Genomic DNA, 23,738 nt, shown 5'->3' with positions numbered 1-23,738 from the left:
AGCTGTAGTTTGATATGGAAAAAGAACGCTTCGGATTCACGATCTTTATCTCGGCCTGTTTTCACGTCATCGTGATCGCCGGTGTCGGTTTCAGCTTTTTGAGCGAACGACCATCGACACCGGCCATCGAGATAACCCTCGCGCAGTTTCAAAGTGAGCAGGCACCGGAGCAGGCGGACTTTATCGCGCAGGCGAATCAGCAGGGCAGCGGCTCGCTGGAAGATACGGCGGCCCCGGCAACACCCTTTGAATCTCCCATCTACGATGAGTCGATACAGCAGGTACAACCCATCCCGACGCCAGCGCCTGCCGCACAGCGGCGCGAGGATGTTCGTGTTGTAACAAGTACCGATGCTGAGCAGCAGCAGAGCCAGCAACTGGAAGCGCGCGATGAACAGGACTCGCGACTGATCTCCGAAGATTCATCTCCCGAAGAAATTGCCATGGCCATCGCCAGCCTGCAGGCCCAGCTTGATCATCAGCAGCAGGCCTATGCCAACCGGCCCCGGCGCTACACCATTTCCTCGGCATCCACGCAGCAGCGACATGATGCGCTGTATCTCGACAACTGGCGCAAACGCATTGAGCTGGTCGGCAATCAGCACTATCCTGAAGCAGCACGTCAGAATGACATTTATGGCAGCCTGCGCATGATGGTCGCGCTGCGCCCGAACGGCAGTGTCGCGGAAATCCGCATACTGCAGGGATCAGGCCATCAGCTGCTGGACATGGCTGCGGTGGAAATCGTGCAACTGGCTGCGCCGTTCGATCCTTTTCCAGAAGAGTTGCGAGGCGAGGTTGATATTCTGGAAATCATCCGCACATGGCGATTCAGACCCGGAAATGCTTTTAGCAGTCAATGAACCAGGAGACGTATTCATGGGCAGTATGCACAAAGCAATCGAAGAAAACGCCACCAGTCTTGAACACCATTTTCTGATCGCCATGCCTCAGCTGCGCGACCCCAATTTTAATGGTACCGTCACCTACCTGTGGCGCCATGACGATAACGGCGCACTGGGCGTTGTCATCAACCGCTGCTCGCGACTGCCTATTTCAGACCTGATGAGTGAGCTGAAGATAACCGTAAGCGATGACATGGTTGCCAGACTGTCCGAGAAAAAAGTGATGGCCGGAGGCCCGGTGGAACGCAGCAAAGGCTTTATCGTGCACCCTACGACGGATGAGTGGGAATACACCATGCGCGTCAATGATGATGTCAGCCTTTCGATGTCCAAGGATATTCTGCAGGCCATCGCACGCGGTGAAGGACCGGACCGCTATCTGATCGCGCTGGGATGCGCGGGCTGGGAAAGCGGACAACTGGAGCAGGAAATCTCGGACAATGCCTGGCTTACGGTGCCGGCCGACCCTGAAATTCTGTTCTCTGAAGACTTTGACAATATGGCCAAAGCAGCGGCCGGCATTCTGGGCGTGAGCCTGAATCAATTATCGTCTCTGACTGGACATTCCTGACGCAATGAACAGCTACCCCTCTCGCGTCCAGAAACACCTGACAGTCCTGGGTTTTGATTTTGGCACCAAACGTATCGGCGCTGCTGTCGGCCAGTCACTGACGGGGACTGCGCAGGCCCTGCCCATCATTCCCGCCCGCGATGGTATCCCTGACTGGGACATGCTGCGGGCTTTGGTCACGCGCTGGCAGCCCGATGTATTTGTGGTAGGACTTCCCTACAACATGGATGATTCCGAGAGTGATTTACTGCTACGGGCACGCAAGTTTGGCAAACGCCTGGAAGGGCAGTTGCACAAACCCTGCTTTGGTATTGACGAGCGGCTGACATCCTTCGTCGCACGGGGTGAAATACTGCGAGGCAATCGTGACGACGCCGTCGACAGTATTGCCGCGCGCCTGATCGTGGAGAGCTGGCTGGCCGGATTGCCAGCCGTATCACCCGCTACACCATCCTGAACGAAAGTTCAGGCAGCCCATCAATTGTCACTTCAACCTGATCGCCAGGCAGCACTGCGCTGACACCAGCGGGTGTTCCAGTGAAAATAAGATCGCCGGGCTGCAGAGTGAACAGCGTCGACAGTTCCACAATGATTTCATCAACTTTCCAGATCATGTCTGCCAGGTCGCCCTGCTGGCGCAGCTGACCATTGACAGACAGCCGGATCGCCCCCTTTTCCAGCCAGCCCGTGTCGCTGACAGGCGTTATTGGCGACACTGGACCAGAAGCGTCGAATCCCTTGGCGACATCCCAGGGTCTGCCCTTTGATTTGGCCTCTGCCTGCAAATCACGTCGCGTAAAATCGACACCGACGGCATAACCATAAACGGCAGCCTGCGCCTGTGGTAATGACAGTCGGCTGCCACCCTGCCGCAGCGCCACCACCAGCTCTCCCTCGTGATGCAGGTCCTGGGTTCGCGGGGGATAAGGCACTTCGCCATCAGGCGTCCAGACCGCACAGGCAGGTTTACTGAAAAAGAACGGCGCCTCACGACTTGGGTCCGCGCCCATTTCCCGGGCATGGTCGGCGTAATTGCGACCAACGCAAAAAACGCGATTCACCGGGAAACGGGTATCGCTATCAACGATGGGTATCGATGGCAGGGTCAGGTCAAACAGATTTTTCATTTTTTATTCTCTCACTCGGCGGCACTTGAGCCACTTACCAGCCGGGCACCCAGAAGCGCAACCGGCACAATCAAAATCAAAAAACTGAGGTGATACCACACTGGCATCAATGCCCAGACACTTGCCTGAACACCAACCCCAGTGAGCACCAGCAGCACGCCAGTGATCAGCACTGCCCGAAACGCGTTTGCACGATCCAGGCGGGCGGCTACCACGCCGGCTGCCAGCGAACAGATGATACTCAGCAATAGAATTCCCAGCAGCACGCCGACTGCCGTCACCGGTGTGCCATCTGCAGACTGCGCCGCCACATCGGCAAACAGTGTCGCATTGCCCACCAGCCAGATAACTGTCCACACGGCATAAGCCGCTATAATTGCGATGACCATTTTTTTCATCTTGCTACCCTCCTGTCTGGCTATTAAATAAACACTGACACATTCATTGTTGTTTTACGTTGCTCAGTTGTTTAGCCACCTTGTGACAGGACCACAGGCTTTTCTCTCAAGTCGGAAACCTGATCTCACCATGTTATCTCATATCGGGGCGCCCGGTGGCATCGCCAGCGGCGCGGTCAGCAGCATAGTCTCACCACCACTGTCACGCCAGCTATCAATCGCATCCAGGCTCAATTGATAATGCGCCTGCCAGTCGCGATCGCGGGATTGGTCCACCGCATCATCCAGCCACTCTTCCAGTGTTTCCAGCTGCAGGTGAATGGCTGCTTTGACCTGATTGCCAACCTGGTCATCTGCTGCGAGAGACAGCAGATGATAAAGGACGACGTGATCCACAGCCCGCTGTACGGCACCAGACTGCCCGGCCTGACGTTGTTGATAGAGAGTACCTTCCAGCAAACGGGTCAGCACATCATGTACAGAGGGCAGTGAGTCGTCCAGCATGTTGAGATTGTTGATTCGCGCCAGCCGCTGCGGTTGCAGAATCCCGCTGACCGTGTGGTCCGCCGCCGTCTCGGCGATGCTCAGGAAATCCAGGCCAAGCGCAGTGCGCAGTGGAAAACTTTCGCGGGTCCGGCCATAACCTGGAGGCCGCGGAGGAATCAGCGCCAGTATCTCGGGTGGCAGCATTAATTGCTCTGGCGTCAGGGTCAGCAACAACGCATCCAGAGCACGCTGCTGCATATCCGCCGCGACCGGAATGACCTGCTCTGATTCGGCGACCTGCCCGTCATAAACTGAGTACTCGTAGTAAGTGCCGCCCACCAGCCGATGGACTGCCTCAACCTGATAACGGTGCAGCAGATACAGGGGAACAAGAATGTCCTCCAGCTCACCGTAAGGCTGACCGGGTTTCAGGTTGGCGGCGCTGAAGCGCTGCAGAGCAGATCCGCGCACATCCAGAAGGTGTTGCAGTTCGGCTACAGGATCGGCCCCGTTGTCCCACATATGCGACAGGGGATGCGCGCCACCGGCGGCACGGCTGTCAAGATCGGTGATATACAACAGACCGGCGTCCTTGTTCTCCTGCAGAATGGCAGCAAGACCTTGCGCCTCCTGATCCTCGCTGGCGAACTCCGAGTAACCATACTTTATAGTCTGAAAATCCCAGGCACCAAGACCGACATCATAAGCTTCCAGAGCGTCGAGCACGCCCTGATCAGTGATATCCAGCAGTGGATGCGGGTAGTCCATGACGGAGGCTCGATCATTAACACTGGCCGCAAAGTTGTGGGCGATGCCTAGCGTATGGCCGACTTCATGTGCCGACAATTGCCGAATCCTGGCCAGCGCAAGTTCCTGAATGGCCTGATCAGAACCTTCAGATGCCAGACCAACCAATGACTGAGCGATCCGGTAATCCTGCCGGACTCTTAATGAGCCGAGCGTTACCTTGCCTTTGATGATTTCGCCGGTGCGGGGGTCAACAACACTGGAGCCATAGGACCAGCCACGCGTGGACCGGTGCACCCACTGAATCACGTTGTAGCGAATGTCCATGGGGTCGGCATCTTCTGGCAGCAACTCAACCTGGAACGCATCGACATAACCGATTGCCTCAAAGGCAGCATTCCACCAGCGTGCACCATCCAGCAATGCACTGCGTACCGGTTCGGGTACGCCAGGATCCAGATAATAAATAATCGGTGTCACGGGCTCACTGACAGCCACGTCGGGATTGCGCTTCTGAAGACGATGTCGTGGTATGAAGCGACGGGTCATGTCCTCGTTAATTGGTGCTGCAAAGTCCTGAAATCCGCGCGACCAGAATCCCGATGCAGGGTGGAAAGCACGCGGCTGGTAATTATCGTCAGGCAGTTGCACAAACGAGTGATGCTGTCTGACTGTGATGGCCTGCGGCGTTGGTGTTACCGAGCGGACCCAGGCGCCAGGCGAGTTGCCTGCAAACGTCAGTTGCGCTTCAAATTCGGTATTCAATGGAAAGTTTCTGGTCCGCTCCAGATAAATGGCAGAGCGCGCTTTATCGAGACTGTAATTACCCTGCTGCGAATTCTGCAGCGTCGTCACCACACCGTGCGCGTCGCTGAGCAGAAAGTCTGTCATGTCGATCAGGGCTACGCCATCCTGACTGTCTACCACTTCAAAGCCAGCCAGAATCGATTCGGCAAAAGCCTCCTGAACAGACAGTCGCTCCATGAAACTATCGGAACCGGCGCGGAAATCGAGATTGATATGCTTCAGGAAAACTTTATTGCCGTGCTGCTCGAACTGTACAACACGACTGTCGCCAATCTGTCCGCGATCCAGGCCTATATCATTGGAGCCAACACCGGTCGATAATGAGTTCACATAGAGGAACTGTTGATCAAGGCGATCAACCACCAGAAACAGCCGCCCGGTTGCGGGCTGGTAGTAATAATCGAAATAACCTTCGTGGAAACTTGCACCATCCAGCGTCTGGCTGGTCTCTGCATCCCACTCTGGCTGCGCATGAACAAGCGAGCCAAGGCCTGCCGCCATCGTCCAGCAAACCAGCAAGCCAATCGTGCGCCAAGTGCGGCGCGCGGATTCCGTAACTGACAACATGCGCTTGTTCTCCTTGTTTTTGGTTCTGCTAATCGCTACAGGTCAGGATCAGTACTCGCCTGCAACCTACATTCAACTGTTGGCCAGATAGGATCGCAGCCGCGGATTGATTTCCTGACGACGCAATAATTGCTCTAGCGCCCACTGGTGTTCAGCGGGTATTTCACGCAGGAACTTTACCTTGGCGCCATCAAGAACAGCGACAGGTACACCGTTTTTATACAAGACACGGTTGCGACTGGTTCTGGCAAGCTTCATTTCCGGCAAAAACAGCGCCAGGTGATTCACCGGATCAGTTGCTGCCAGACTGCAGTAGTCAGCCGTCGACCAGTCTGACGTGTCGCGCTCTCTCAGCTTGCGTGCCTGCTCACGCAGAGGAGCAACATTCTCTGGCAGCGTAAACTGCTCGCCACCCAGGCCTTCGATAAACCGCCCGCCACGCAAGGTGCCACGCAACTCCAGTCGCCTTAGCACTGTCAACAGGTCGCGCCAGGCCGGGGCCGCACTTTCACGTGACACAATTTGCCGGCTGATCACACCCCAGCGCAGCAAATATACCATGATCAGTTCTTCAGTCATTTCGTCATTCAACGGGCCTGCATCGGGTGGATACAGCAAAGACCAGCGTCCGGCATCTTCGACACTGTAGCCACGTGACCGGCTGCGTCCCGAGCGACCCTGCCTGCCTTTGGTGGATGGTTTACGTGCATCAGGGGTTAGCAGCGCCCTCAATCCGGTGAAGCCATCGCTGGTCAGCTTGCCAGCCGCAGCAAGTTCAGATAAGGCCTGCTCCAGCTGGGCTGCCAACAGGCCGGTACGCTGCCGTATTTCATGAAAGAAGCTGGCGCCGCGCTGTTTCAGGTCGTCGAGGACACGCTCGGCATTGCTGCTGAGCCGGGCCTGATCCTGCCAGGCGCCACCATGTAACTGCTGCCAGCTGGCCATCAACTGACGCGACGACAAAGTAATCGGCGTGGTCTTGATGGGACCTGCGGCACGTCGACTGTCGGCCCGGACTGCGGTTAACTGAGCGGGTGGTGAATAGCGCCCCCAGGTCAACCGCCCCGAAGTACAAAGGATATCCAGCCAGCCTGGGTCATACAGCGCCATCCGGGCCGGGAAGATTTCGCCCTCCCAAGCCGCCGCGGGTGCTGCCACACCATCAAGACGTTCCAGGGTTCTTTCCAGTATGGCCTGCGCAGCCGCTGCTGACGGCAATGGTTGCGGCCGCGGCTGCAGTGTCTGTTGTCTAAGTTCATGATGCTCGAACAGATAACAGGTATAGGCCTGCAGTGAAACCGGTTTAATGGCTTCGCGATGAGCATCCAGAGTGTAACGATGAATGCGCTGCAGCAGGCGGCGCTCACACCACTCCAGTGTTGCCGGGTCGTTATTTGCGACACTGCCAGGTGTAAACCGGCCACGGAAGGCAAAGCCCTGTCGCTCCAGCACCATTAGTGCCATGTCTACCTGATTAACAGCGATACCACTGCTATCGGACAGGCGGACTGCGGTGACCGGCCCGAGGACATCCAGCCGGCGTCGAATGATGGTCTGAATCGCATCTTCTTCAGACCCTGCCTCTGTCAGCATGTCTGCCGGCAGCTCAATTTCGGGTGCGCTCTGCAGCGACTCGAATACCTGCCGGAAAACTGGCAGCATTTCTGCCGTAATCAAAAGCTCGCCCGGCATGCTTTCTGCCTTGATAGCACAGGCACGCCCCTGCTCCAGCAATTGCCGGTACAGGCGATCGCCACCAATAATCCGGCCTAACTCATCGCGAGTCATGAAACCTGCGCAGTACAGGGCATCGTGTAATTCATCAACATCGCGAACCAGCGGCCAGGCTTCATTCTTGACCCGCGCAATGGCGGCTTCGTCCAGTCGGGTGTAGGCATCTGACTCGGCGGGATCCACCCAGCTTCGATTGCGAATGGCCAGCGTGCGGCGCTCTTCAAAAGGCGCATCATCAAGGAATGCGTAGGGGCTGGCGTTAATGATTTCCTGTGCAAACGGTGAGGGTTCGCGCAAGTCCAGTGCCACCAGCTCGACCTGGCTGGCTTCCATCTGCTGCAGAAGCGCCAGCAAACCTTCAATGTCCATGGCTTCGGTCAGACAGTCATTGATGGTCTGCACAACCAGTGGATGATCCGGCACATCGCGTTTGCCTGTCAGGTTCTCCTGACAGGCAATCTGATCCGGAAACACCTGCGCCACCAGGTCCTCAGCATCCATGCGCTGAAACTGCGGCGGAACCCGTTTCCCACTGCGATTGCGCTGAATCGCCAGTGACCGTGTCGCATTCCAGCGCCAGCGTACTTCAAACATTGGCGCATCCAGCAGCGCCTGGATCAGCACATCGGTTGCCGAATTACTGTGCAGGTAGTGGAACACTTCTTCCAGCGGAAAACTGTGTACTGAACCCAGCGAGATAACAATACTGTCTTCATTGGCAGCAGCCTGCAGCTCAAAGTTGAACGTACGACAGAAGCGTTTGCGCAGCGCCAGCCCCCAGGCCTTGTTGAGACGACTCCCAAACGGAGCATGTATCACAACATGCATGTCACCCACTTCGTCAAAAAATCGCTCCATCACAATGCGGTCACGTGTCGGCATCATGCCCAGGGCATTTCGTCCAGCCCTGAGGTAGTCGACTAGCTGGGACGCTGCCGAAATCGGCAGCCCGACCTCTTTGACCAGCCATTGGATGGCCGCCTCCGGCCCATCATCTATCAGCCGTTCGTCGATCTCTTCGCGCAGCCTGGATACCGCTTCCGACAGCTCAGTGGTACGCCCCGGCCCTTCGCCCAGCCAGAACGGCACGGTGGATTTTTGACCGTGCGCGTCGCGTACCCGGACTTTAAGCCCATCCACACGCACCATCTGCCATGCATGGGTGCCCAGTGCAAATATGTCACCGGGCAAGGTTTCCAATGCAAAGTCCTCATTGAGTGAGCCCACCACAATGTCATCAGGGTCCAGCACCACCTGATAGTCAAACATGTCGGGAATTGCACCGCCATTGGTCAGCGCCGTGAGTCGGGCACCCCGACGGGCACTGGCTCTTCCATTGATACGATCCAGATGCAGCCAGGCACCACGGCGCCCCAGCCGGGTTGAATATCCATCTGCCAGCATTTTTACCAGCTGGTCAAACTGCTCGCGGGGCAGCGCACGATAAGGCCAGGCTTGCGTCATCAATTGATAAAGTTCATCCAGCGGCTGTGCTGATACATCTTCGTCCTGCCGCGCCGCCAGCTCAGCAACAATCTGCTGCGCCAGTATGTCCAATGGCTGCTCAGGCATGATGATGCGGTCCAGCTCACCTCGCCGTACGCTGTCCACCAGGGCGCTGCATTCCACCAGGTCGTCTCGCGTCAGCGGAAACAGAATGCCTTTAGGGGTGCCGCCGACATGGTGGCCGCTGCGGCCTACCCGTTGCAGGAATGTCGCAATGCTGTGTGGCGACGAGAACTGAACCACCAGATCCACAGCACCAATATCGATGCCCAGTTCCATGGATGCTGTGGCCACCAGCACCTTCAGTTTACCCGCCTTCAGTTGCTGCTCAGCGTTATGGCGCCGCTCCTTGCTCATACTGCCATGGTGGGAGCTGACCAGGGACGCGCCAGCCTCGCCATACAGGCTGTCGGCGCCCAGTCGCTCAGACAGCGCCAGCGCCAGACGTTCGGACAGACGTCTGGTGTTAACAAATACCAGGGTTGTACGGTGCTGTTGAATGAGCTCCACCAGCCGTTCGTACAACTCACCCCATACCTCGTTGCTCATAAGAGCGGTCAAAGGCGAGGCCGGGACTTCAATATTGATATCCAGCGTGCGACGGTGCCCTGTATCCACGATGACCGGCGCGGCGGCAGGCTCTCCGCTCCTTGCGCCAACCAGATAATTTGCGACCAGAGACATCGGTTTCTGCGTTGCGGACAGGCCGATGCGCTGCAGCGGACGCCCGGTCAGGGCCTGCAGGCGCTCAAGCGAAAGGGCCAGATGTGAGCCACGCTTGTCACCAAGCATGGCGTGAATCTCGTCGATAATAATGGTGTCGACACTGCGCAGCATGTTGCGGCCATGCGCACTGGTCAGCAACAAATAGATGGATTCGGGAGTGGTCACCAGGATGTGGGGCGGGTTTTTGAGCATTTTCTGTCGCTCTGCCTGCGGTGTATCACCGGTGCGCACGGCGATCCGGATGTCAGCCGGATGAGCACCCTGCAGGAACAGCTCGTCCTCAATGCCCGCCAGCGGCTGCTTGAGATTGCGCTCGATATCGTTACTGAGGGCCTTTAGTGGCGAGATATAAAGGACCCGGGTCTGAGTCACCAACTGTTTCTGTTGTGCCTCACACACCATACGGTCAATGACAGCGTAAAAAGCAGCCAGTGTCTTACCACTACCGGTGGGGGCTGCAATCAGAGTGTGCTTTCCTGCCTGAATGGCCGGCCACGCATCGGCCTGCGCCGGCGTCGGCTGGCCCAGAGTGCTGGCAAACCAGGCACGACTGGCCGGATGAAAATTTGAAAGTACAGAAGAAGTCGACATGTCAGTGGTTGTTCGCCTTCAATTTGTCCAGTTTCCGCCTCTGGCTGTTGAGTGCCAGGCATGGCTTCCAACAGCTGGCTACTGTGTATACATACAGCTCAGTATACGCCGCTCCATGATGCGTGAACAGCGCCGACCAGTACTTAAGTCGTATTGACAGGAGTCTATAGCAGGATCAAAGTATTGCCGCGTTCAACCGGCCGTATCCTGCATGTCACAACAATCCTCCCGGAGATATCTGGAATGCGATACCTTACATCGTTTTTCATCGCCTTACTGTGCCTGACCAGCAACGCTACAGCTGCTACCGAGTCGCGCATCGACTGGGGCGTCAATACGTTTACGGTACAGAACAAGAGCTACAACAGCATCAAGCTGGATGTGGCATTCACTCAGCGCTACATTCGGGTCAACGGTGTACTGGGCAGCTCGGCTCCCCAGACTGCCGGAACACCGGTGACAGGCACCTGCATTGAGACGCCTGCCAAACGATTTGTCTGCCAGCTGTTCTTCGACCAGTCTCTGGCAGAAATCGATATCGATGGCGCCCTGAACGGCAACCTGATCATCAAAGACCGGGACGGAGCAGTAATTGTGACGCGCCCACTGTTTTATACAGGCATTGTCCAGCAGTAAGCCCGTATTTCAGAGAGCCACTCTTGCCCGACAGACCCGCTGCCGGGCACCTGAACCGCTGATTACACTCGATTCATCGCAGGCGGTTGACCGATTCATCAGATATGGCTACCTTTGGGAAACGGACATTTATTGTATGTCCGATAACCCCGGAAGTCTGAAGGATAAGCTGGCCTGCATGAAACGATACCTTGCCATTTTCTGGCGCGAAAACAAGAAGTTTCTGTTGATCCTCGCGTCCATTGTCTGTTTCAAGAGCGCAGTGGCTGATCTCAATTCAATTTCCGGCCGCTCCATGCAACCCACGCTGCTGGATGGTGACAAAGTCTGGGTAAACAAACTTGCCTACGATGTCCGCATACCGTTTACTGATATTTCTCTACTGAGCCTGTCTGATCCCGAGCACGGTGATATCGTCATCATCGACTCTGAGGCAGCCGGCAAGCGTCTGGTCAAGCGCATCATCGGTGTGCCTGGCGACACAATCTACATGCGCAATAACATGCTGGTTCTCAATGGTGACATCGTTGACTATGAAGTTCTCGGTGAAGACCAGGAAGGCACCATCATCGTTGAGCACCTGGTAGATGACTCGCATCAGGCCCTGATCACCAATGGCTACGGACGCCGGTCGACACGCAGCTATGGCCCTGCCGAAGTCCCTGCCGACCACTTCTTTGTGCTGGGTGATAATCGCGACAACAGTGCAGACAGCCGCCTGTACAGCTTCATCCCGCGGGATCAGCTGGTCGGCCGATCCAGTTCGGTGGTTTTCTCGCTGGACAGCCAGCACAATTTCAAGCCCAGGGCCGGACGATTTATGGCGCAGCTGGACTGACTCGCTTACCCCTGTTAAATCCCTTCGCTTCACCGTAAAATATTGCGTTTTGGCGTGAATGCGCCTCCGGAGGCCGCTGTGGGACAGAAAACCGCTCTTTATGACCGCCATTGCACCGCAGGGGCGAGGCTGGTTGATTTTGGCGGCTGGGACATGCCTATCCAGTACACCTCCCTGATCGAAGAACACAACGCCGTGCGCCAGCATGCCGGTGTCTTTGATGTCTCGCACATGACAATCGTGGATGTGGCCGGCGACGACGCCGAACCCTGGCTGCGCTGGATGCTGGCCAATGATGTCGCGCGCCTCGGCCAGCCTGGCCAGGCCCTCTATACAGCGATGCTGAACGACACGGGCGGCGTAATTGACGACCTGATTGTATACCGCCTGCGCAACGGCTACCGGCTGGTCGTCAACTGTGCCACCCGCGAGAAGGACCTGGCATGGCTGCAGGGGCATATCGAGTCTCACCAGGCAACGCTTTCAGAACGCCCCGAACTGGCGATTCTTGCCGTGCAGGGCCCCAAGGCCCTGAAAATTGTTGATGACATTCTCCGCAGTCGCGGCGAGCCTGAACTGGCTGATGCAGTCCAGTCGCTAAAACCCTTCACCGCTGCCGAGAGCGATCAATGGCTGGTGGCGCGCACCGGGTACACTGGTGAGAATGGTGTCGAGATCATCCTGCCGGAGTCGCAGGCCCCCGAGTTGTGGGATGCCCTGCTGGCAGCCGGCGTGCGCCCGATTGGCCTGGGCGCCCGCGATACTCTGCGCCTGGAAGCCGGCATGAACCTTTACGGACACGAGATGGACGAGTCAGTCTCACCGCTGTCTGCAAATATGGGCTGGACGATTGCCTTGAAACCTGAGGATCGTGACTTTGTTGGTCGGAGCGCAGTCGCACTGCACGCTGACCAACTGACCGATGGCTCGCTGCCGGTGCTGGCCGGCCTGGTGATGACAGAACGCGGTGTTCTGCGCGAAGGCATGCGTGTTGTCTGTACGCTGGAAGACGGCAGCACTGCTGATGGCATCACCACCAGCGGCACCTTCTCACCTACATTGAAGCATGCTATTGCATTGGCTAGAATCCCGACTGGTACCACGCAGTGTGCGGTCGAGATTCGTGGCAGGCTTGTGCCCGTGCGCACCGTCAAACCCGGCTTTGTCCGCCACGGCAAACAGATTTTCGACTGATGCCGGCAAGCCTTGATAATCAAACCAAGTTTACAGTCAAAACTATGAGGATCGACCCGTGAGTGATTTTCCTGATGAACTGAAATACGCCGCCACCCATGAATGGGTACGCGTTGAAGAGGATGGCAGCGTGACAATTGGCATCTCCGATCATGCGCAGGAATTGCTGGGCGACATCGTGTTCATTGAGCTGCCGGAAGAAGGCGCCACCGTCTCAGCCAAAGACGAAATGAGTGTCGTCGAATCAGTCAAGGCTGCCTCGGATATCTACGCACCGATCTCTGGCGAAGTCATTGCTGTCAACGAAGACCTGACCGATGCGCCAGAAACTGTGAATGCTGACCCTTACGGCGAAGGGTGGATCTGCCGAATACTGCCAAGCAACCCGGCTGAACTGGAAGAGCTGCTGGATGCCAACACCTACGCTGGAATGTGTGAATGAACCTGAAGTCGCCGCTGAGCTCGCTGCACGATTCTGAGTCTTTTATTGCTCGCCATATCGGCCCGGATGAGAATGACATCCAGGCCATGCTGGCCGAGCTGGACTACCCCTCACTGGACGCCCTGATAAGCGCAACGCTGCCAGCAGCGATTGCGCTCGACAGGCCGCTGGCACTTGACGCCCCATCCAGTGAACAACAGGCACTGCAACGACTGCGGCAACTGGCACAGCAGAATCAGCTGTGCCGCTCTTACATCGGACTGGGATATTACGACACCGTGACGCCCCCGGTAATCCTGCGTAACGTGCTGGAAAATCCGGGCTGGTACACTGCCTACACACCCTATCAGCCGGAAATCTCCCAGGGTCGACTGGAGACCTTGCTGGCCTATCAGCAGATGGTCCTGGATCTGACCGGAATGGAACTGGCCAACGCTTCTCTGCTGGATGAATCGACTGCAGCAGCCGAAGCAATGGCGCTGGCGAAGCGTGTCAGCAAAGCCAAAAAGGCCAATGTATTTTTTATCGATGAGAGCTGCTACCCGCAGACCATTGATGTGATCAAGACTCGCGCCAGCTGTTTCGGATTCGACATCGTTGTTGGACCTGCTGCCGAGGCTGCGCAACATGATGTATTTGGCGCCATTTTCCAGTATCCCAACTGCAATGGCGAAGCGGTGGACTTGCGCGACATTATCGAGCAACTGCATCAGCGCGACGCGATTGCCTGTGTCGCTGCCGATCTGATGAGCCTGGCTCTGTTAAGCTCACCGGGTGAACTGGGCGCCGATGTGGTCGTTGGCAATACTCAGCGCTTTGGCGTGCCCATGGGCATGGGCGGCCCTCATGCTGCTTACTTTGCTACCCGTGATGACTACAAGCGCGCGGTCCCCGGCCGCATCATCGGTGTTTCTGTCGACGCACGCGGCAAACAGGCCTATCGTATGTCGCTGCAGACCCGTGAGCAGCATATCCGCCGGGAAAAGGCCAACAGCAATATTTGTACGGCCCAGGTTTTACTGGCCAACATCGCGGCCCTGTACGCCATGTACCATGGCCCTGAAGGTATCCGCAAAATAGCCTTGCGTATTCACCGACTCACACGAATCCTGGCGACCGGTCTCGCCAATAGCGGACTGAAACTGAACAGCAGCTTTTTCGACACACTGACAATAAGCCTTGAAAGCAGTGAACGTGCGGCAGTGCTGGCACGTGCCAAAGCGGCAGGTATCAACCTGCGTGACACGAATGCAGACACACTGGGTGTCAGCCTCGATGAATGCAGCAGTGTCGAGGACCTTGTCACGCTGTGGCAGGTATTCCTTGGCGATAAAGCAGGCAATCTGAACGTCAGTGATATCGATGCCAGCCTGGATGACGCCGCTGGCATTCCTGCTGCCCTGCAACGCCAGTCTGAGTACCTGCAGCACCCGGTGTTTAACCGCTATCACAACGAAACCGACATGCTGCGCTACCTGAAACGTCTGGAGAACCGCGACCTGTCGTTGACGCACGCGATGATCCCGCTGGGCTCATGCACCATGAAGCTGAACGCAACAGCAGAAATGCAACCTGTGACCTGGCCAGAATTCAGCAAGCCACACCCATTTGTGCCACGTGAGCAGGTTAAAGGCTACCTGCAGATGATAGGCGAGCTTGAAGATATGCTGGCCGAAATCTGTGGATTCGACGCCGTCAGCATGCAGCCAAATTCCGGCGCTCAGGGCGAGTACGCCGGGCTGCTGGCCATACGCCGCTACCTGGACAGTCGGGGACAGCAGCACCGCAATGTGTGTCTGATTCCGAGCTCGGCCCACGGGACAAACCCGGCCAGCGCACAAATGTTGAGCATGAAAGTTGTAGTAGTCGCCTGCGATAAAAATGGCAACATCGACATCAATGACCTGAAAGCAAAAGCAGAGCAGTACAGTGACACCCTGGCAGCATTGATGATCACCTACCCGTCCACACACGGCGTGTTCGAAGAGTCGGTCAAGGACATTTGTCAGATCGTGCACGATCACGGTGGCCAGGTATACATGGATGGTGCCAACCTGAATGCTCAGGTAGGCGTATCACGCCCTGGCGATATCGGTGCCGATGTTTCCCACGTCAATCTGCACAAAACTTTCTGTATTCCACACGGTGGTGGCGGTCCCGGCATGGGGCCAATCGGCATCAAGAAACACCTGGCTCCTTTTGTCGCCAACCATCCGGTCGTGCAGCTGGACGGCCCCCTGCCAGACAGTGGCGCCGTGTCTGCGGCACCCTGGGGCAGCGCCAGCATTCTGCCAATCTCCTGGATGTATATCGCCATGATGGGTGCGTCCGGCCTGCTGAAAGCCACACAGGTCGCGATTCTCAGCGCCAATTACATTGCGCGCCAACTCAGCTCGCATTATCCGGTTCTCTACACTGGCAAAAACGGTCGCGTCGCTCACGAATGCATCATCGACCTCCGTCCCTTAAAGGCAGCCACCGGTATCACCGAAGAAGACGTCGCCAAGCGATTGATGGACTACGGCTTTCATGCTCCGACCATGTCTTTCCCGGTGCCCGGCACGCTGATGATCGAACCGACAGAAAGCGAACCCAAAGCAGAACTCGACCGTTTCATTGAGGCAATGATCTGCATCCGCAAGGAAATTGCCCGGGTTGCCTCTGGTGAACTGGACGCCGAGAACAACATGCTGCGACATGCACCGCACACACTTGCCGACATTATGGACGAGGCCTGGGACCGTCCCTACAGCAAGCAGGAAGCGGCATTCCCAGTCGACTCACTGCGTGACAACAAGTTTTGGCCCGCGGTTAATCGTATCGACAACGTTTATGGCGACCGAAACCTGTTCTGTGCATGTCCGGCCATTGAGAACTACACATAAGAGCCTGGCGAACGCATGTTGCCCGCCAGGTCTTGAGGTTGTGTCATGAAGCAGTCGTTTCGTCAGCGCGTTGAACGCTGGATAGAAAGCTCGATAGTCCAGAATTTTATCATTGGGGTGATCATCTTTAATGCGATTACGCTGGGCCTGGAAACTTCCGCCAGCGTGATGCGTATTGCTGGCGAACCGCTCAGAATAATCGAGCAGCTTGTACTGGCGATATTTGTCACCGAGATTGCGCTGAAACTCTACGCATACGGGCACCGTTTCTTCCGCAGCGGCTGGAATGTCTTTGATATTGTGATAGTTGGCATTGCCCTGCTGCCTGCCACCGGGCCATTGGCGATACTGCGTGCGCTGCGTATCCTCAGGGTACTGAGATTGCTGACCAAAATTGATCGGCTCCGCCGTATCATCGAGTCATTGTTGCGCGCGATTCCCAGCATCGGCTGGATTCTGTTTTTGCTGTCGATGGTGTTTTACATCTTTGGCGTTATGGGCACGCAGTTGTTTGCCGAACGTTTTCCTGACGACTTTGGAACGCTTGGCCGCACACTCTATACGCTGTTCCAGGTGATGACACTGGAAAGCTGGTCAGAAGGTGTATCACGACCGGTTATGGCAGTTTATCCCTATGCCTGGATGTTCTTTATCACCTTTGTACTGATCACAGCCTTTGTTGTCCTGAACCTGTTTATCGGTATCATCGTCAGCACCATGCAGGAAAGTCACTACGAAGAAGAGAATCGCCGCCGCGACGAAAAGGAAAGTGCCGCGCACGCCGAGCGCGAAGAAATGCTGGTGCTGATTCGTGAACTGAATGACAAGGTGGATCGACTGCAGGCGTCTATCCCGCAGTCGTCCCGGACGTCCAGCGAATAAAGCAGCAGCTGCCCCAGGCCTGCAGACAGTTTCCGGGCAGCATGCACGTGATCTGAACTAGAAATTATCCGGCATCTTCGCCTTGCTGCGCGCAATCTCGACTTCGACAGTACCGGCAGTAACCAGCTCCTTCAGACACTGATCCAGTGTGCGCATGCCCACCCCGGCGCCAGTCTGAATCGCCGAGTACATCTGCGCGATCTTGTCCTCTCGAATCAGGTTACGTATGGCGGGTGTGGCCATCATGATTTCATGAGCGGCGACACGGCCCCCACCTTTCTTCTTCAGGAGCGTCTGTGAAATGACGGCCTGCAAGGATTCTGACAACATCGAGCGCACCATGCTTTTCTCACTAGCCGGGAAAACGTCCACAATACGGTCAATGGTCTTGGCGGCAGAACTGGTATGCAGTGTTGCAAATACCAGGTGTCCTGTTTCAGCAGCCGTCAGTGCCAGACGGATGGTTTCCAGATCACGCAACTCACCCACCAGAATAATATCGGGGTCCTCACGCAGTGCTGAGCGCAGGGCCTGGTTAAATCCCAGGGTATCACGCTGTACTTCACGCTGGTTGACCAGACACTTGTGACTTTCATGCACAAATTCGATGGGGTCTTCTATGGTCAGGATGTGTTCGTAGCGCGACTTGTTGATGAAATCAATCATCGCTGCCAGCGTAGTACTCTTGCCCGAACCCGTTGGACCCGTAACCAGTACCAGGCCTCTGCTGAGACTGGCGATGGTTTCAAACACCTTGCCCATCCCAAGCTGCTCCATTGTCAGCACCTTGTCCGGAATGGTCCGGAAAACAGCCGCAGCGCCCCGATTCTGCGTAAACGCGTTCACACGAAAACGGGCCACACCCGATATCGCGAATGAAAAATCCGTTTCCATGAACTCTTCATAGTCTTTGCGTTGCCGGTCGGACATGATTTCATAAATCAGCCCCTGCACCGTCTTGTGGTCCATCAAAGGCAAATCGATTTTGCGCATATCGCCATCAACGCGGATCAATGGTGGCATGCCCGCCGCCAGATGGAGATCCGATGCTCCATTGTTTACAGAGAAGGTCAGCAGCTTGGTTATATCCATTTAAATCATTACCTATTCTTCAACAAAAAAGAAAAACGACAGCAACTCCAATCAATCGCACACTAAAGTGTTTATAGCGGCTCTGCTGCCAGTCTGCGCCATCGCCTGCACAGCTCCACATTAGCGTTGGGGTATTGGCCAGGGATGCAACAGGCCGTATCCAAATACAGCATCACGTCCGATGTCGCCCAGGTCTTCGGCCAGGGCCTGCAGAGTTTCCCGCGCCAAAGCAATACTGCCTCCATTGCGTGACAGCTCGCAGGCAAAAAAGGCCGCTACAATAGGAGCCGCCAGAGAGGTGCCAGACTGGCGTGTCAGCCGGCCGTCATTACCCGCCGTTGGCAGCTGCACACCCAGCGCAGCAAATTCCACATGGTTACCCTGGTTAGCCCAACGATAGATGCTGCGATCGACCGCAACGGCAGTCACCGCAACAACCGGGTCATAAGCCGATGGATATTGCTCTGGCGCAAAAGGTCCGTTATTACCGGCAGCGGCAACCAGTACCTTGCCCTGGTCGGCAGCAATATTGACGCCCTGCTCCAGGACTCGATTGGCCGGCCCGGTAAGACTGAGGTTGATAACGCTGACGGCTGACTCACCTGCCAGCCAGTCAAGCGCCTGCATGATGCTGGAGGCGCTGGCCCCCTGACGATAGTTATCCTGGCTGTATACAACCGCTGCACTATAAAGAGTGGCATTCGGCACCACAGGTGCCAGCTCATCACCCTGGCCTATCAGTACACCTGCTATTGACGTGCCATGCGCGGGCGGACTGCTGAGCCCCTCTTCGATAAAACTGCGGCTGACTACAGGTGCCTGACGTCCCCTGTATGCCAGTGCCGGATGATTGTTATCTACGGCAGAATCAATAATGCCTATAGAGACCGGTGCCTGACAGATAGCGGCCAGCGGCACTGGCAGGGACACACTGCTGCCGCGCGCTGGCACGGGACCAGTCTGTGCCTGATATACATGATTGCGATCCATTAATGGTCGCAGGCTATCTGGCAACAGTTGCAAAATGGCATCATCAGCATCAAGCTCTGCCGGCACATCAAATACCAGTACATCCCGGTTCATGGCATTGAGTTCATGCTCCCTGATCATGAACTGCAGGACCACAGGCGCCTGGATCTCCAGCTGGATGCGCTGCTCGGGATTCACGACCATGACCCACTGCCGCTCGATGGCGCGCACGTTGGGCGCCACTTCAATTTCCGCCAGAGGTACACCGCCGCTAACGGGTAATTGCAGCCTGTCCGGTAGAGGCGGAATCAGACCAACGGGATTTCTGGGCGGTCCCTGCAAAGGTCGCGGCGCTCCCTCAGTGTCTGGCGCCGCGCGGCGGACCGGGCCAACAAACGGCTGCGTGGTTAAACCGGCACTGGTCACCTCGATCTGACCCTGTTGAACCCGCCGCATGATGTCTCCGCTGACGGCGGCAGAGGCATCAGATGTTGTTGCTGCTCGACCACGCGAAGGTGCTGTCTGAACATTCTGGCCGACGCTCTCATTTGCTCCACCGCCCGAACCAGATTGTAAGCGCTCACTTTCTTCCTGCTCCCTGCGTTCCCTGGCGGCTACCACGTTGTGGTCCCGAAGTCGCTCATAGGCCTGCTGGGCCTCATCAACCACGGCCGTCAGCGGTACACAGGCGCCCAGCTGCATGGCGATCAGGGCCGCCAGACCAATGGTTCTGACACGCTTAAAGAAATAACGGTGAGCCTGGAACAACATGATATGCTCGGAATTGGATTACAGGCGGAATAAACTACACGATTGTTCGTTATCGACACAAGGAAGGAGAAAAACAAGCCCCATGAAAGCTGAGCTGTTGGAGCTATTGCCAGCGCTGAGACGCTTTGCCTGGTCACTGACCCAGTCCGTGCATGATGCGGACGATCTGCTGCAGGCAACTGTCGAAAGGCTGCTGAAGAAAGGTGTGCCCGACGGCGTTGAGCTGGCGCGATGGGCATTTACCGTCTGCCGGAATCTGTGGATCGATGAATACCGGTCCCGCAAAATTCGACGCAATGTGGATGTTGAGCCCGAAGTTTACGAAGCCGGTCAGGTGGATGGTGAGAGCGATGTCCACTCGCAGATGGAACTGGAGCGTGTCATGGCAGCTATCAAGCATCTGCCCGAAGACCAGCAGACAGTATTGACCATGGTGGCCATTCAGGGCCTTCCTTACCAACAGGTCGCCGACGAACTTGAAATTCCGATCGGCACCGTGATGAGCAGGCTATCCCGGGCACGCGCACGACTCGCCAGCTCGCTGCAGTTAACGAATTGAGATGTTTTTTTTCACAGTCCGCCCGAGCAATCGGCTTACGGAGTCGAAACCATGACGATAACCGACGAAACACTGTCTGCCTTTATTGATGGCGAATTGTCCCCCGCCGAGAAGCGCGAGGTGGAGCAGCAGCTTGCAGCGAACAACGAGCTGGCAGCGCGGCTGGCGCAACTGAAACAGGCTGATGAGCTGGTGCGACGTCACGCAAGGCTGATTGACGACACCCCGATGCCGGCATCGGTTCTCGCCATGCTGCAGGACACGCAGACCACTTCGACCGACAATGTCGTTCAGATGTCTGCGTGGCGCAAATCCATCCAGACACTGTCAGACAACGCTCAACAACATCTTGCCAAAGCAGCCTGTCTGGTTCTGGCTGTGGGGCTGGCTGGCGGTTATCTGCTTGGCAGTGGCAGCTCATCCAGTGGCATGCAGACAGATATCGCACAGACCCGGTCTGGCAGCCAGGCAGAATTTCTGGCAGCAATCAGCAGCGCCGCAAGTGGCGAGTCTGTCAGCCTGCCCGGTAATCAGCAGCTGCAAATCAGTTTTAGCTTTGAAGATGCTGGTGCGCGCCTGTGTCGACATTACCTGCTTGAAAGCCCGCAACAACAGCGCGAGGGCGTGGTCTGTCGAGCCAACAACGAGTGGCTGAACGTCGCCGAAATGACAATCAGTACTGACGCGGCCGGAGCCACCTACCAGACGGCTACATCAAGTGCGACCAGCATTGACCAGATACTGGATTCCCTGATGGTGAATGGCCCTTTGCAGCCGGAGCAGGAACGGTCTCAGCTGGCCCGTTAATCAAGTCTTGCAAGGCGTGGTATTATTCACGTCATGACAGCAAACACACAGAACGACTCATCGGTTGCCAGCCGCTACCAGCATTTGCTGCAGCAATTACGCGACGAAGCCCTCAAGGTCGGTCGCGACCCCGCCAGCATCTTATTGCTGGCGGTCAGCAAAACGCATGGCGTAGACCGGATACGCGAAGCCTGGCATGCCGGCGCACGTGACTTTGGTGAGAACTACGTGCAGGAAGCGCTGGAAAAAATTACTGCGCTAACGCCGGAATCTGTTTCGTCCACCGCTACGACTGGACCTCAGGCTGACTCCCTGGCAATAAACTGGCATTTCATCGGTCCGGTACAGTCCAACAAGACCCGGGATATAGCCGGGGCATTTGACTGGGTGCACAGCGTTGATCGTGTCAAAATCGCCCGCCGGCTTGACGAGCAGCGCCCTGCCAACAAGGCAGCATTAAACGTCTGCGTTCAGGTGAACCTGTCAGATGAAGATACCAAGTCAGGCGTCTCACTCGCGGAGACAGCAGCACTTTGTCAGGAGATCAGCCAGATGGACCGGCTGGTTCTCAGAGGCCTGATGGCGATTCCAGCGGTCAGTTCTGACTACGAGCAGCAGCGTCAGACGTTTCGCCCTCTCAAAGAACTATTCGACGAGTTGTGCACACGTCATGCAACGATGGACACACTGTCCATCGGCATGAGTGGAGACTTCCCGGCCGCCATCGCGGAGGGCGCCACAATCATCCGCATCGGCACGGCCCTGTTTGGCCAGCGCGGCAGCTGAGTTCAGGCTTTGCCCCTCACTGGCTGCAGCCGCGTCATGATTGCTCCAGACTGAAACAGTTCCCGGCAGCGCGCTCGTTGCAATGTACCAGCATCCGTCTTGGGCAGACTGCCCGGTCGCAACAGCAAAACCCTCGGTGCCGGCAGTCCCAGTACCTCCGCCATCAGCTTTACAATGTCCGGCACCAGGCCCCGCCAGGTTTCGGCCGGCGCCTTGCGGGCACATTCCACCATCAGCACAATCTCCTGGCGGTGATTCCCGCCAATCGCCATGCAATGGCTGATATGACGCTTCAGGAAGTGTTGCGTGATCAGCGCTTCCAGATGCTCAGCGCAAACAAGCTGACTGCCACACTGAATCAGGTTATCGAACTGCCCAAGAATATACAGCGTGTCATTTCGCACCACGACAATGTCCTGCACTGGCGTCTGCCGGACCGCTTTTCCAGCGCCGGCGCGCGTCCAGCTGACCAGACAGGCATCGCCTGTTACAGGCACCAGATTTCGGGCGATGCCTTCTGGCAAGCGCTGCAGATTCCAGCGATGTGAGCCCGATTCGCCACCGACACCAAGCAGCCTGCGACCTGCAATGCTAATGGTGCTGATGTCCTGCCTGGCCAGAATGACGCCATCGAACAGCGCAGGCTCATAAAGAAAACAGAGCTTCGGCGGCTGTATTTGCTGGCGACGAAAGCACGCCATCATCCGCTTAAGCAGGACCGGGTTTGCGAGACGGTCACTTTCATAATACAAACGCAATGTACTTTTGCCACCAGCCAACACAACGGACGAATCTTTCCCGGACAACAGCGACGTGGTGTAGCTTCCGGCCACCGTGCAGCCATACTGATTGATCGCCGACCACCAGCGTTCAGGGGTCACTGGCACCCCGGCAGCCATGCCAAGATAGCTTGGCAGCGCCGCGTAAACGGGCATCAGGACATGCAGGAGAAGGGGCCGAATTCCGTTCATGGCCTGCCAGGCAAACAATCTGTCGTCGTCCCGAAGAGCCATGGCTTTATCAAGGTGTCGAAGCGAGTTCAACACATCGGCATGCGTGTAGGCCTTGAATCCGGCTGCGGAACTGGACTCAGCACCGGAGCGCACGCCTGTTTTGGCGGGCAGTTTGAGAGCGACATGACTGCCATTCAATGCAGGGCGCTGCCAGGGGCCGCGCTTCAGAGTCGATAGTGCAGCCACATGGGGGGTTAAGGGCAGGCGGTGATGAGCAAGCAAGTCGGCCAGCGTTCGCAATCGCTGCTCGGAAACCAGTACCACGGCAGGTTCCAGCGTGGTGATGGTTGAGAGCAGGCTGTGCCGATCGGCAGGCAGATTGGCCCTCACCAGCACCGGCACATGGCCCGACAGGATTACAGCGAACAATGCCTCAACCAGCTCGCGCAACTCGTCATTGGTATACATCAACACCACGTGTCGACGACGCCCGGACACAGCCTGAAGGCTGCCAGCGAGAAGTTGAGCACGGTGCAGCAGATCACTGCCGGTCATCGCCTGCACCGCGCCTGGCATTGCGGCTATAAAGTTGTATAACGCCAACGTCGGATAAGCGGACGCTGTTTGCTCGAGCAACGTGATCAGATCCCGCGCCCGTCGAGCATCTATCATCGGCAGTCCTTGCGGATGTCCACTAGTCGCTGCAGTCTAGAATATTGACATGGCCCCCGCCAATTTCTTTGTGACATAATCGTGAGC

At 56.6% G+C, this 23,738-nt stretch carries 19 protein-coding genes; 12 read left to right on the top strand and 7 right to left on the bottom strand.

Annotated features, from left to right (window positions below; all coding sequences use genetic code 11):
* The first annotated feature begins 14 nt into the window (after nt 1-14).
* Genes LVD14_RS04845 through ruvX form a run of 3 tightly spaced genes read left to right on the top strand, consistent with a single transcriptional unit; the run spans nt 15 to nt 1,933 of the window.
* On the top strand, nt 15-863 hold the full coding sequence (locus LVD14_RS04845; RefSeq protein ID WP_237132905.1) for an energy transducer TonB: 849 nt from the start codon (nt 15-17) through the stop codon (nt 861-863).
* A gap of 16 nt (nt 864-879) precedes the next feature.
* Nucleotides 880-1,476, top strand: a complete 597-nt coding sequence (locus tag LVD14_RS04840; RefSeq protein ID WP_237132904.1) for a YqgE/AlgH family protein — start codon at nt 880-882, stop codon at nt 1,474-1,476.
* A 4-nt stretch (nt 1,477-1,480) separates the two neighbouring features.
* Nucleotides 1,481-1,933: a Holliday junction resolvase RuvX gene (gene ruvX / locus LVD14_RS04835; protein ID WP_237132903.1), complete on the top strand. Its 453-nt coding sequence runs from the start codon at nt 1,481-1,483 to the stop codon at nt 1,931-1,933.
* Here the strand turns inward: ruvX and LVD14_RS04830 are convergent.
* The 4 genes from LVD14_RS04830 to LVD14_RS04815 all read right to left on the bottom strand — a co-directional run bounded on the left by LVD14_RS04830 (nt 1,920) and on the right by LVD14_RS04815 (nt 10,165).
* The gene (locus tag LVD14_RS04830; RefSeq protein ID WP_237132902.1) at nt 1,920-2,603 is read right to left on the bottom strand and encodes a fumarylacetoacetate hydrolase family protein; all 684 of its coding nucleotides are present in this window, start codon (nt 2,601-2,603) and stop codon (nt 1,920-1,922) included. The two genes, ruvX and LVD14_RS04830, sit on opposite strands and share 14 nt — an antisense overlap.
* An 11-nt stretch (nt 2,604-2,614) precedes the next feature.
* Nucleotides 2,615-3,001 (bottom strand): hypothetical protein, encoded by a 387-nt coding sequence (locus tag LVD14_RS04825; protein WP_237132901.1) that lies wholly within the window; start codon nt 2,999-3,001, stop codon nt 2,615-2,617.
* A 138-nt stretch (nt 3,002-3,139) separates the two neighbouring features.
* Nucleotides 3,140-5,608 carry a zinc-dependent metalloprotease gene (locus tag LVD14_RS04820; RefSeq protein ID WP_237132900.1) on the bottom strand — a complete coding sequence of 823 codons (2,469 nt, stop codon included), beginning with the start codon at nt 5,606-5,608 and terminating at the stop codon, nt 3,140-3,142.
* Between the two features lie 72 nt (nt 5,609-5,680).
* Nucleotides 5,681-10,165, bottom strand: coding sequence for a DEAD/DEAH box helicase (locus tag LVD14_RS04815; protein WP_237132899.1), 4,485 nt, complete (start codon nt 10,163-10,165; stop codon nt 5,681-5,683).
* A 243-nt stretch (nt 10,166-10,408) separates the two neighbouring features.
* On the opposite strand from LVD14_RS04815, the gene LVD14_RS04810 reads away from it, so the two are divergent.
* From LVD14_RS04810 to LVD14_RS04785, 6 genes are all read left to right on the top strand, one after another.
* A complete protein-coding gene (locus LVD14_RS04810; RefSeq protein WP_237132898.1) occupies nt 10,409-10,801 on the top strand; it encodes a hypothetical protein in 393 nt (130 codons plus the stop codon).
* Nucleotides 10,802-10,937: 136 nt separating this feature from the next.
* The gene (lepB, locus tag LVD14_RS04805; protein ID WP_237132897.1) at nt 10,938-11,639 is read left to right on the top strand and encodes a signal peptidase I; all 702 of its coding nucleotides are present in this window, start codon (nt 10,938-10,940) and stop codon (nt 11,637-11,639) included.
* A gap of 78 nt (nt 11,640-11,717) precedes the next feature.
* A complete protein-coding gene (gene gcvT, locus LVD14_RS04800; RefSeq protein WP_237132896.1) occupies nt 11,718-12,833 on the top strand; it encodes a glycine cleavage system aminomethyltransferase GcvT in 1,116 nt (371 codons plus the stop codon).
* 58 nt (nt 12,834-12,891) lie between these two features.
* The gene (gene gcvH / locus LVD14_RS04795) at nt 12,892-13,275 is read left to right on the top strand and encodes a glycine cleavage system protein GcvH (protein WP_237132895.1); all 384 of its coding nucleotides are present in this window, start codon (nt 12,892-12,894) and stop codon (nt 13,273-13,275) included.
* Nucleotides 13,272-16,160: an aminomethyl-transferring glycine dehydrogenase gene (gene gcvP / locus LVD14_RS04790; RefSeq protein ID WP_237132894.1), complete on the top strand. Its 2,889-nt coding sequence runs from the start codon at nt 13,272-13,274 to the stop codon at nt 16,158-16,160. Before gcvH ends, gcvP begins: the two co-directional genes overlap by 4 nt.
* A gap of 45 nt (nt 16,161-16,205) precedes the next feature.
* Nucleotides 16,206-17,042, top strand: coding sequence for an ion transporter (locus LVD14_RS04785; protein WP_237132893.1), 837 nt, complete (start codon nt 16,206-16,208; stop codon nt 17,040-17,042).
* A 57-nt stretch (nt 17,043-17,099) separates the two neighbouring features.
* Here LVD14_RS04785 and LVD14_RS04780 read toward each other — a convergent pair whose 3' ends face one another.
* Both LVD14_RS04780 and LVD14_RS04775 read right to left on the bottom strand, forming a co-directional pair.
* Complete coding sequence (locus LVD14_RS04780; protein WP_237132892.1) at nt 17,100-18,134, bottom strand: type IV pilus twitching motility protein PilT; 1,035 nt, start codon at nt 18,132-18,134, stop codon at nt 17,100-17,102.
* Nucleotides 18,135-18,254: 120 nt separating this feature from the next.
* A complete protein-coding gene (locus tag LVD14_RS04775) occupies nt 18,255-19,874 on the bottom strand; it encodes a S8 family serine peptidase (protein WP_237132891.1) in 1,620 nt (539 codons plus the stop codon).
* Between the two features lie 82 nt (nt 19,875-19,956).
* Between LVD14_RS04775 and LVD14_RS04770 the strand changes: the two genes are divergently transcribed.
* The 3 genes from LVD14_RS04770 to LVD14_RS04760 are packed head-to-tail and all read left to right on the top strand — an operon-like array spanning nt 19,957 to nt 22,026.
* The gene (locus LVD14_RS04770) at nt 19,957-20,433 is read left to right on the top strand and encodes an RNA polymerase sigma factor (RefSeq protein WP_237132890.1); all 477 of its coding nucleotides are present in this window, start codon (nt 19,957-19,959) and stop codon (nt 20,431-20,433) included.
* A 51-nt stretch (nt 20,434-20,484) separates the two neighbouring features.
* Nucleotides 20,485-21,240, top strand: a complete 756-nt coding sequence (locus LVD14_RS04765; RefSeq protein WP_237132889.1) for an anti-sigma factor family protein — start codon at nt 20,485-20,487, stop codon at nt 21,238-21,240.
* Between the two features lie 33 nt (nt 21,241-21,273).
* Nucleotides 21,274-22,026 carry a YggS family pyridoxal phosphate-dependent enzyme gene (locus LVD14_RS04760; protein ID WP_237132888.1) on the top strand — a complete coding sequence of 251 codons (753 nt, stop codon included), beginning with the start codon at nt 21,274-21,276 and terminating at the stop codon, nt 22,024-22,026.
* 2 nt (nt 22,027-22,028) lie between these two features.
* On the opposite strand, the gene LVD14_RS04755 is transcribed toward LVD14_RS04760, so the two are convergent.
* On the bottom strand, nt 22,029-23,651 hold the full coding sequence (locus LVD14_RS04755; RefSeq protein ID WP_237132887.1) for a hypothetical protein: 1,623 nt from the start codon (nt 23,649-23,651) through the stop codon (nt 22,029-22,031).
* Nucleotides 23,652-23,738 lie beyond the last annotated feature (87 nt).

The sequence above is a fragment of the Pseudohongiella sp. O18 genome (genome assembly GCF_021729085.1).
Classification (GTDB): Bacteria; Pseudomonadota; Gammaproteobacteria; order Pseudomonadales; family Pseudohongiellaceae; genus Pseudohongiella.
This window is presented reverse-complemented; position numbering and strand designations above follow the sequence as displayed.

What these genes read in the sequence shown, in the direction of transcription:
- LVD14_RS04845 (WP_237132905.1), top strand. Translation starts at nt 15, where the DNA reads ATGGAAAAAGAACGCTTCGGATTCACGATCTTTATCTCGGCCTGTTTT.
- LVD14_RS04840 (WP_237132904.1), top strand. Translation starts at nt 880, where the DNA reads ATGGGCAGTATGCACAAAGCAATCGAAGAAAACGCCACCAGTCTTGAA.
- ruvX (WP_237132903.1), top strand. Translation starts at nt 1,481, where the DNA reads ATGAACAGCTACCCCTCTCGCGTCCAGAAACACCTGACAGTCCTGGGT.
- LVD14_RS04830 (WP_237132902.1), bottom strand. Translation starts at nt 2,603, where the DNA reads ATGAAAAATCTGTTTGACCTGACCCTGCCATCGATACCCATCGTTGAT.
- LVD14_RS04825 (WP_237132901.1), bottom strand. Translation starts at nt 3,001, where the DNA reads ATGAAAAAAATGGTCATCGCAATTATAGCGGCTTATGCCGTGTGGACA.
- LVD14_RS04820 (WP_237132900.1), bottom strand. Translation starts at nt 5,608, where the DNA reads ATGTTGTCAGTTACGGAATCCGCGCGCCGCACTTGGCGCACGATTGGC.
- LVD14_RS04815 (WP_237132899.1), bottom strand. Translation starts at nt 10,165, where the DNA reads ATGTCGACTTCTTCTGTACTTTCAAATTTTCATCCGGCCAGTCGTGCC.
- LVD14_RS04810 (WP_237132898.1), top strand. Translation starts at nt 10,409, where the DNA reads ATGCGATACCTTACATCGTTTTTCATCGCCTTACTGTGCCTGACCAGC.
- lepB (WP_237132897.1), top strand. Translation starts at nt 10,938, where the DNA reads ATGTCCGATAACCCCGGAAGTCTGAAGGATAAGCTGGCCTGCATGAAA.
- gcvP (WP_237132894.1), top strand. Translation starts at nt 13,272, where the DNA reads ATGAACCTGAAGTCGCCGCTGAGCTCGCTGCACGATTCTGAGTCTTTT.
- LVD14_RS04785 (WP_237132893.1), top strand. Translation starts at nt 16,206, where the DNA reads ATGAAGCAGTCGTTTCGTCAGCGCGTTGAACGCTGGATAGAAAGCTCG.
- LVD14_RS04780 (WP_237132892.1), bottom strand. Translation starts at nt 18,134, where the DNA reads ATGGATATAACCAAGCTGCTGACCTTCTCTGTAAACAATGGAGCATCG.
- LVD14_RS04775 (WP_237132891.1), bottom strand. Translation starts at nt 19,874, where the DNA reads ATGTTGTTCCAGGCTCACCGTTATTTCTTTAAGCGTGTCAGAACCATT.
- LVD14_RS04770 (WP_237132890.1), top strand. Translation starts at nt 19,957, where the DNA reads ATGAAAGCTGAGCTGTTGGAGCTATTGCCAGCGCTGAGACGCTTTGCC.
- LVD14_RS04765 (WP_237132889.1), top strand. Translation starts at nt 20,485, where the DNA reads ATGACGATAACCGACGAAACACTGTCTGCCTTTATTGATGGCGAATTG.
- LVD14_RS04760 (WP_237132888.1), top strand. Translation starts at nt 21,274, where the DNA reads ATGACAGCAAACACACAGAACGACTCATCGGTTGCCAGCCGCTACCAG.
- LVD14_RS04755 (WP_237132887.1), bottom strand. Translation starts at nt 23,651, where the DNA reads ATGATAGATGCTCGACGGGCGCGGGATCTGATCACGTTGCTCGAGCAA.